This window comes from Streptomyces sp. SAS_281 (assembly GCF_052542855.1).
The window spans coordinates 1-9,009 of sequence record NZ_JBMNDO010000195.1 but is presented as its reverse complement, the minus strand read 5'-3'; the positions used below and the strand labels follow the sequence as shown (position 1 = coordinate 9,009).

General features: G+C 71.6%; 8 protein-coding genes. 1 reads left to right on the top strand and 7 read right to left on the bottom strand.

The genetic code is table 11. The features are described 5' to 3' along the window. Positions 1-142: 142 nt before the first annotated feature. The gene (locus ACN6LM_RS36870) at positions 143-955 is read left to right on the top strand and encodes a tyrosine-protein phosphatase (RefSeq protein WP_445069789.1); all 813 of its coding nucleotides are present in this window, start codon (positions 143-145) and stop codon (positions 953-955) included. Between the two features lie 11 nt (positions 956-966). On the opposite strand, the gene ACN6LM_RS36865 is transcribed toward ACN6LM_RS36870, so the two are convergent. The 7 genes from ACN6LM_RS36865 to shc form a co-directional block, all read right to left on the bottom strand. Further along, on the bottom strand, positions 967-1,143 hold the full coding sequence (locus ACN6LM_RS36865; RefSeq protein WP_425819027.1) for a DUF6126 family protein: 177 nt from the start codon (positions 1,141-1,143) through the stop codon (positions 967-969). A gap of 43 nt (positions 1,144-1,186) precedes the next feature. Continuing rightward, complete coding sequence (locus ACN6LM_RS36860; protein ID WP_445069788.1) at positions 1,187-1,795, bottom strand: helix-turn-helix domain-containing protein; 609 nt, start codon at positions 1,793-1,795, stop codon at positions 1,187-1,189. Positions 1,796-1,857: 62 nt separating this feature from the next. Next, positions 1,858-3,255, bottom strand: a complete 1,398-nt coding sequence (locus ACN6LM_RS36855; protein ID WP_445069787.1) for an aspartate aminotransferase family protein — start codon at positions 3,253-3,255, stop codon at positions 1,858-1,860. Beyond that, positions 3,252-5,180, bottom strand: a complete 1,929-nt coding sequence (dxs, locus tag ACN6LM_RS36850; RefSeq protein WP_445069786.1) for a 1-deoxy-D-xylulose-5-phosphate synthase — start codon at positions 5,178-5,180, stop codon at positions 3,252-3,254. Before dxs ends, ACN6LM_RS36855 begins: the two co-directional genes overlap by 4 nt. Positions 5,181-5,266: 86 nt before the next feature. Continuing rightward, on the bottom strand, positions 5,267-6,286 hold the full coding sequence (hpnH, locus tag ACN6LM_RS36845; RefSeq protein WP_361020709.1) for an adenosyl-hopene transferase HpnH: 1,020 nt from the start codon (positions 6,284-6,286) through the stop codon (positions 5,267-5,269). Positions 6,287-6,291: 5 nt separating this feature from the next. After that, on the bottom strand, positions 6,292-6,942 hold the full coding sequence (locus tag ACN6LM_RS36840; protein WP_445069785.1) for a phosphorylase family protein: 651 nt from the start codon (positions 6,940-6,942) through the stop codon (positions 6,292-6,294). Further along, the gene (gene shc, locus ACN6LM_RS36835) at positions 6,942-8,945 is read right to left on the bottom strand and encodes a squalene--hopene cyclase (RefSeq protein ID WP_445069784.1); all 2,004 of its coding nucleotides are present in this window, start codon (positions 8,943-8,945) and stop codon (positions 6,942-6,944) included. The genes ACN6LM_RS36840 and shc overlap by 1 nt, the downstream gene beginning before the upstream one ends. Between the last annotated feature and the right edge of the window lie 64 nt (positions 8,946-9,009).

Sequence of the window (9,009 nt, the reverse complement as noted above, 5' to 3'; positions counted from 1 at the left end):
TGATTGAACACCCCCGGGACAACGGCTCGTGCGCGAGAGCCCCGGTCGCGGGCGAGATGCTTGCCCCAGGAACGGATGTCGTATCGTCGCGGTCGTGGACCCGTCGGCGACACGCGCCGGGGCAGAGCCTCCAGGAGTGACCGTGACGCAGCAGCTGCCTCAGATCCCGCCGACGGAGCCCGTGCTCACCGGCGTCCGCAACTTCCGCGACCTGGGCGGCCTGCCCACCACCGACGGCCGCCGGGTACGGCACGGCCGCCTCTACCGCAGCGGCCACCTGGCGCACGCCACGGCCGAGGACGCGGCCTTCCTCGGCGGGCTCGGCCTGCACACGGTCTTCGACTTCCGCAACGCGGCGGACCACAAGCTGGACGGCCTGGACATCGAGCTGCCGGGCGTACGGAACGTGAGCATCCCGCTCAGCGACCCGGCGGACGGGGCGCAGTTCTGGCGGATGGTCCGCGACGGAGACCTGGCGGACCTGCGCTCGATCCTGGCCGACGGCAAGGGGACCCGTCGCATGGTCGCCTCGTACCGCTCGATCATCCTGGAGCGCACCGCCGAGCACAGCCGGGTGCTGCACGCCCTGGCCGAGGACAGCGTGCCCGCCCTGATGCACTGCGCGGCCGGCAAGGACCGGGCCGGGCTCTCGATCGCGGTGACGCTGCTGGCGGTGGGCGTCGGGCGGGACACCATCGAGGCCGACTACCTCAAGTCGAACGACGCGCACCGCCGCTACCGCATCCGGCGCAGCGACACCTCGGCGGCCGGGATGTCCCCGGAGGTGCTGGAGCTGCTGAATCCGCTCTTCGGCGCCCAGCCCGACTACCTCGCCGCGGCCTTCACCGCCATCGACGAGACCTGGGGCGGCACCGACCGCTATCTCACCGACGGCCTGAAGCTCACGCCCGCCACCCGGGAGCAGCTGCGCGAACGCCTCCTCGACGAGAGCTGAGGCGACCGCGCCTACTGGTTGTGCATGCCCACCGCGAAGAGCAGGTACAGGAACGCGGCGATGACGTGTCCGGCCACGAGATAGGCGAAGAGCCGGATGACGAGTCCGCGCGGCATCTTCTTCTCTTGGGTGTCGGCGCCGGGGCGCGGGGCCGGGGTGAGCGGGTCGTAGTGCTCTGAATCGGACATGACTGGCCTCTCTGGCTGCCGGGGGTGGGGCGGCGGAAACGTCTCAGCCGCGGTGGACCGGGCCGCCGAGGCACAGGTCGGCGGCGGGGCTCTGCAGCAGGGTGTGGACGAAGAGCAGTTCGGAGCCCTCGGGTTCGGGGGCCGCGATCCGGTGCGGGGTGAGCGAGTCGAAGTGCGCGCCGTCCCCGGGCGCGAGGTCGTGCACCGTCTCGCCGAGCGTCACCCGGAGGCGGCCGGTCAGGACGTACAGCCACTCCTCGCCGGGGTGGACCCGGACCAGGTCGCCCTGGGCGCCGTACGGGACGCGGACGCGCAGCGCCTGCATCGCCCGGCCGGAGCCGCCGGCCTGCTGGTACATCCAGCCGTCGGCCGCCGCGCCCTCGAACGGGCGGCCGCGGACGATCGCGTCACGTTCCGGGGGCATCTCGCCCAGGAGTTCGGAGACCGTCGTACCGTAGATCCTGGCCAGCTGGAGCAGCATCGGCAGCGAGGGCTGGCGCCGGCCCGTTTCGAGCCGGGAGAGGTGGGCGGGCGAGAGCCCGGCCCGCTGGGCCGCGGTCTCCAGGGTGAGACCACGGCCTCGGCGCAGATCGCGCAGGCGTGGCGCGACACCGGGCAGCTCGCCGGCCGCCAGGTCGTCCGGAGGGTTCATGCCTCCATTGGGCCAAATTCTTTCCCCTGAGGCAAATTTCTTGCCTCAGGGGCAAAAGCGCCTCAGCGGTTGGCGACGGCCTGCTTCACCAGGGTCCGTCCGAAGTCCCACATCAGTCCCCCGCCGCTGTGCGCGTCGTCCATGACGGCGGTGAACGCCTCCACGAACCGGTCGACGTCCGCGTCGTCGATGACCAGCGGCGGGATCAGCTTGATCACTTCGAGGTGGTCGCCGGAGACCTGCGTGAGGATGCGGTGCTTCTGGAGCAGGGGCACGACCACCATCTGCGCGAAGAGGCCCTTGCGGGCCGCCTGGAGCATGGTCCACCGGCTGCGGAGCTTCAGCGACGTGGGGCGGCCGAACTCGATGCCGATCATCAGCCCGCGCCCCCGCACCTCGTGCAGCAGCTCGTAGCGCCCGACGAGCGCGGACAGCCGCTCGCGGAGCAGGTCGCCGGTGCGGCGCGCGTGCGCGACGGTCTCCTCGTCCTCCATCACCGACAGCACCGCGAGCCCCGCCGCCATCGCCTGGGCGTTGGAGCCGAAGCTCGCGGAGTGGACGAGGACCCGGTCCATCGAGGAGTAGACGCGCTTGAAGATCCAGTCCTTGCCGAGCGTCGCCCCGACCGGGACGTAACCGCCGGAGAGCGCCTTGGCGACGCAGACGAGGTCCGGTTCCACGCCTTCCTCGTGCTGGTACGCGTAGAAGTCACCGGTCCTGCCGAGGCCGGTCTGCACCTCGTCGGCGATGAGGAGGGCCTTGTGCTTGTGCAGCAGCTCCTGGGCCTCGCGGAGGTAGCCGGGCGGCGCGGCGTGCACCCCCTTGCCCTGGATCGGCTCCACCACCAGGGCGGCCACATCGCCCCGCTTCAGCTCCCGCCGCAGCGCGCCGAGGTCGCCGAGCGGGATCGCGGTGTCGGGCAGCAGCGGGGCGAAGCCGTCCCGGAACCCGCCCTCGCCGTTGACCGAGAGGGAACCGGTGGTCAGCCCGTGGAAGGCGTGGTCGCAGTACAGGACGCGGGGCCGGCCGGTGGCGTACCGGGCGAACTTGAGGGCCGTCTCGACGGCCTCGGTGCCGCTGTTGCCGAAGAACACCCGGTCCAGGTGCGGGCTGTGGCTCAGCAGCCTCTCGGCGAGCAGTCCGGGCAGCGGCTGGCAGTCGAACCTGGTCAGGTCGGCGAGCGAGGCGTCGAGGACGTCGTGCAGCGCCTTGCGTACGACGGGGTGGTGGCGGCCCAGACCCATGACACCGAATCCGGCGAGCATGTCCAGGTAGTCGTTGCCGTCCGCGTCCCAGAAGTGCGCGCCCTCGGCCCGTTCGTAGACCTTGTCGAAGCCGATGGTGTGCAGCATGCGCGGGAGCTGGTGGTTGAGGTGCCTGGTGTGCAGCTCGTAGCGTTCGGCGCCGCGCTCGGCGAGAAGCCGCGCCAGATCGAAGCCCTTCGGCTCGTCGTCCTTCATGCCCCGCTCTCCTTGTGCCCGTTGCCCCGGGCTTCGTGCCCCGTGCCGCCGGCCGCCTTCCGGGCGGCCGTGACGGCGCTGATCCGGCCCGCGATCTCGACCGGTGTGAGTCCGATGTCGGCCAGCACCTCGGACCGCTTGCCATGTGCGAGGAACTGCTCGGGGATGCCGAAGGTGCGCAGCGGTACGTCGACGCCCGCGTCCCGCAGCGCCTGCCCGACCGCCGAACCGACGCCCCCCGCCCGGATGTTGTCCTCGACCACCGCGACGAGCCGGTGCGCGGCGGCGAGCGGCGGCAGCGTCACGTCGACCGGTTTGACCCAGCGGGGGTCCACCACGGTGCAGCGGATGCCGGCGCCCGACAGCAGTTCGGCGGTGCGCAGGCAGACGGAGGCCATCACGCCGACGGCGACCAGAAGCACATCGGCGTCCTCGTCGCGTCGCAGCACGTCCATCCCGCCGACCCGGCCGACCGCCTCGATCGCGTCCCCCACCGACTCCTTCGGGAACCGCACGAGGGTCGGCGCGTCGTCCACGGCGACCGCCTCGCGCAGCTCCTCGCGCAGCCGGTCCGCGTCGCGCGGGGCCGCGATGCGCAGCCCCGGCACGACCTGGAGCACGGACAGGTCCCACATGCCGTTGTGCGAGGCCCCGTCGGGCCCGGTGACGCCGGCCCGGTCCAGGACGAAGGTGACCCCGCAGCGGTGCAGGGCGACGTCCATGAGGAGCTGGTCGAACGCCCGGTTGAGGAAGGTGGCGTAGACGGCGACGACCGGGTGCAGCCCGCCCGTGGCGAGCCCGGCGGCACTGACCGCCGCGTGCTGCTCCGCGATGCCCACGTCCCAGACGCGGTCCGGGAACGCCTCGGCGAACTTCGTCAGCCCGACCGGGTCGAGCATCGCGGCGGTGAGCGCGACGACGTCCGGGCGCTCCGCCCCGATCGCCGCGATCTCGTCCGCGAACACGGAGGTCCAGGACGGGCCGGCGGCGGGGGTGAGCGGGGCGCAGGTCAGGGGGTCCATCGCGCCGACGGTGTGGAAGCGGTCGGCCTCGTCGCGCAGGGCGGGGGCGTAGCCGCGCCCCTTCTCGGTGATGCAGTGGACGAGGACCGGGCCCCGGAAGCCCTTGGCCCGGTGCAGGGCGGCCTCGACGGCGGCGGTGTCGTGCCCGTCGACCGGGCCGATGTACTTGAGCCCCAGGTCCTCGAACATGCCCTGCGGGGCGACGAAGTCCTTGAAGCCCTTCTTGGCCCCGTGCAGCGACCCGTACAGCGGCTGCCCGATGACGGGGGTGCGTTCCAGGAGCCCCTTGCCCCAGGACAGGAAGCGCTCGTAGCCGTCGGTGGTGCGCAGGGTGGACAGGTGGCGGGCGAGGCCGCCGATGGTGGGCGCGTAGGAGCGCTCGTTGTCGTTGACGACCACGATCAGCGGGCGGTCCTCGGCGGCGGCGATGTTGTTCAGGGCCTCCCAGGCCATGCCGCCGGTGAGGGCCCCGTCCCCGATGACGGCGACGACGTGGCTGCCGCGGCCGCGTACCTCGCCCGCCTTGGCGAGCCCGTCGGCCCAGCCGAGGACGGTCGAGGCGTGCGAGTTCTCGATGACGTCGTGCTCGGACTCCTCGCGGGACGGATAACCGGAGAGCCCGCCCTTGCCGCGCAGCTTGGAGAAGTCCTGGCGTCCGGTGAGCAGCTTGTGCACATAGGTCTGGTGCCCGGTGTCCCACAGGATGCGGTCGACGGGCGAGTCGAACACCCGGTGCAGGGCGATGGTCAGCTCCACCACCCCGAGGTTGGGGCCGAGATGGCCCCCGGTCCTGGCCACGGCCTGCACCAGGAACGTACGGATCTCGTCGGCGAGTCCGCCGAGCTGTGACGCGTTCAGTGCCTTCAGATCGTGCGGCCCCCGGATGCTCTGCAGCAGCGTCATGCCCCGGGCCCCCTCTCTCTGTGGTCCTGTCTCCTGCCCAAGGTGACGGCCGGGCTCCGCGCGGGAGCCCGGCCGGGTGACGCGACTCAGCCGTTGCCGCTGACGGTCTCGCGCATCGCGCGCAGGGACTCCTTCAGGGAGCCCATGGTGGCGAGGACGGCGGTGGGTTCGTATCCGCAGTGCGCCATGCAGTTGGCGCAGCGCGGGTCCTTGCCCCGGCCGTACTTGTCCCAGTCGGTCTCCTCGATGAGCTGCCGGTACGTCGGAACGTAGCCGTCGCTCATGAGGTAGCAGGGCCGCTGCCAGCCGAACAGGGAGTAGTTGGGGATGGCCCAGGCGGTGCACGGGAAGTCGGCCTTGCCCTCCAGGAAGTCCAGGAAGAGCGGCGAGTGGTTGAGCCGCCACCGGCTCCGGTTGCCGCCGGCGAAGGACTTCTTGAACAGCTCGCGGGTCTGCTCGACGCCCAGGAAGTGCTCCTGGTCGGGCGCCTTCTCGTACGCGTAGGCGGGCGAGATCATCATCTCGTCCACCTTGAGGTCGTCGTTGAGGAAGTTGAGCACCTCGATGATCGTCTGCGGGGTGTCGGTGTTGAAGAAGGTGGAGTTGGTGGTGACCCGGAAGCCGCGCCGCTTGGCCTCCTTGATCGCCGCCACCGCCTCGTCGAACACCCCTTCCTTGGCGACCGATTCGTCGTGCCGCTCCCGGAGCCCGTCGATGTGCACGGCGAACGCGAAGTAGGGCGAGGGCGTGAACTTCTCGATCTTCTTGCGCAGCAGCATCGCGTTGGTGCAGAGGAAGACGTACTTCCTCTTTGCCACCAACTGGCGCACGATTTCGTCGATCTGAGGGTGCATCAGTGGTTCGCCCCCGGCGATGGAGACCATCGGGGCGCCCGATTCGAGCACGGCTCCGACGGCCTGGGCCACGGGCATGCGCTGTTTGAGGACTCCGGCCGGGTGCTGGATCTTCCCGCAGCCCTCGCAGGCGAGGTTGCAGGCGTACAACGGCTCCAGCTCGACAATCAGCGGGAATTTGTCCCGCTTGCGGAGCTTCTGTTCAATGAGATACGTCGCAACCTTGATGGACTGACGAAGCGGCATGGCCATCTGGCTCACCTCCTGGGGAGCAGCAAAGATCGGTGCCATTCATAGAAAGCCGGCAGGACGGCACGGAGAACGCGGAAAGCCGATATTCCACCGCGGAACGTGCCGATGCGGACGAGCTCATGCTCCGGAGCGTCCACGACCACCCGTACGGCGGCAACCGGGCGTGGCCCGGACCGCAGGGCGGTACGCAGGGTCGCGGCGGACTCCATGTCCACCGCGATCGCCCCGGTGGCCCGCAGATCGGCCCGCTCATGTCCCCGGACGACATGGTCGGACCCGGTCAGCGGGCCGGTGTGTACGGTGCGCCCCGGTACGGCCCTGGCCAGCGCTTCGGCCAGCAGGTCCGCTCCGGTGCACGGGACGGGGTCCCCGGCGGCCCGGGTCTCCTCGGCCACCACCAGGTCGCCCGGGTGCATCCCGGGCGCGAGGCCGGCGCAGAACCCCGAGGCGATGACGGCGGTGTCCGCCGCCGCGCCGTCCCGCCCGAGCACGCGCGCCACGGCGGTCTCGGCCGCCCTGGGGCCCATGCCCGTGCGGAGTACGGTGACCCGCGCCGGGGCGTCCACCGCCCTCCCCCTGGCGGTGCGCAGGGCGAGCTGTTCGATGCCGAGCGCGCAGGCGATCAGCAGCGGGCCGGCCGGCCCGGTCTCCCCCATCAGGCCCCCTCGCGCGTCGGCGTGCGGCCCGCGAACGGGTCGCCGTGCACGTACCGCCCGAGTGCGGTGAGCGGGAAGACCTGACGGTAGAGGTGGTAGTTGATGGAGAAGTCCCAGGGGAAACCGGTGCCCGTGAAGTAGGGCTCGTCCCAGGAGCCGTCGGCCTGCTGGGTCTCGGTCAGCCAGGCGATGCCCCGGGTCACGGCGACGGTGTCCCGCCGCCCCGCGGCGAGCAGCGCGAGGAGTGCCCAGGCGGTCTGGGAGGCGGTGGAAGCCCCCTGGCCGATCCACTTCTCCTCGGTGTAGGAGCGCAGGTCCTCGCCCCAGCCGCCGTCGTCGTTCTGGACGGACTCCAGCCATTCGACCGCGCGCCGGATCGCCGGGTGCGACGGGGGCAGCCCGGCGGCGGTCAGCGCGGGGACCACCGACCCCGTCCCGTACACGTAGTTGACGCCCCAGCGCCCGAACCAGCCCCCACCCGGGTCCTGTTCGGACAGCAGCCATTCGACGCCCCGCCGGGTGACGGGGTGCGCGGCACGGCCCTCGACGGCCAGCATCTCCACCACATGCCCGGTGACGTCGGCGGACGGCGGGTCGATGACCTCGCCGAAGTCGCAGAAGGGCAGCCGGTTGGGGAAGGGGCTGGTGTTGTCCGCGTCGAACGCGCCCCAGGCACCGTTACGGGACCGCATGCCGACGTTCCAGCGCACCCCGCGCTCGATCGCGGCGTCCACCCGGGCCTGGTCGGGGTGGCGGACCCGGCGCAGGGCGAGGACCACCTCCGCGGTGTCGTCGATGTCGGGGTAGTTGTCGTTGTGGAACTCGAACGCCCAGCCTCCGGGCTCCAGTCCGGGCCGGCGCACCGCCCAGTCGCCCGGCCGGACGATCTCCTCCGCGAGCATCCAGTCCGCCGCCTTGACGAGCGCCGGGTGGTCGGGGGCGACCCCGGCGTCGGCGAGCGCGATGGTGGCCAGGCAGGTGTCCCAGACCGGGGACTGGCACGCCTCGATCATGCGGGTGCCGTCCTCGCGCCACACGGCGAAGCGGTCGAGCGATTCGAGACCCGCCCGCATCACCGGGTGTTCGAGGTCGTAGCCGAGGAGGTGCAGCGCGATGACCGAGTAGACGGCGGGCGGCTGGATGCCGCCCCAGCAGCCGTCGTTCTCCTGGCGTTCGATGATCCAGCGGGCGGCTGCGTTCATCGCGACCCGGCGCAGCCGGCGCGGCGCGAAGCGGTGGTAGACGTGCAGCGCCTTGTCGAGCCGCTGGAAGAGCCCGTCCCAACTCCGCGCCGGTGCGGGGCGCTTGGGCGGATTCGGGTTCTCAGGGTCGGTGTGCAGCTCGTCCAGGGCGAAGGGGGCGGGCCGCACCGGCCGCTTCGCCGACACGATGGTGAGCGGCACGATTGTCTGGCGGGCCCAGCATCCGAAGTCGTAGATGTTGAGCGGGACCCATTTCGGGAAGAACATCAGCTCCGGAGGGAGCTCCGGCAGGTCGTCCCATTTCCACCAGCCGAAGAGGGCCAGCCAGATCCGGGTGAAGACCCGGCTCGCGGCGATGCCGCCCTGCTCCCTGACCCAGCCCGCGGCCCGGGCCATGTGCGGGTCCTCGGGCCGGTCGCCGGCCAGCCGCAGTGCGACGTACGCCTCGATGGTGGTGGAGAGGTCCGCGGGGCCGCCGTGGAAGGTCGCCCAGGTCCCGTCGCCGAGCTGTTCGCCGCGGATGAACCCGGCGGCGGCCCGGACCGTGGCGGGGGCCTGGATTCCGAGGAACTGACGGAGCAGAAGGTCCTCGGCGTCCATCGTGACGTTGGTGGCGAGGTCGCCCTTCCACCAGCCCTGCTCGTCCTGCCTGCCGAGGAGATGCTCCACCGAGCGCTCCGCGGCCCGCCGTGCGGCGGCCTCCACACCGTCCGCGGCGATCGTTGATTCGGTTGTCTTTCTACTGGCCGAGGCTGCGCGGGGGTCAACGGCCCCGGTGCTTCCGTCGGTCGTCGCTGTCATGGCTTCCCCTTCGTGCAGGTGGTCCTCTGCTGTGCTGGGGTCTCCGTCGGCCGGCGCCCGTGGG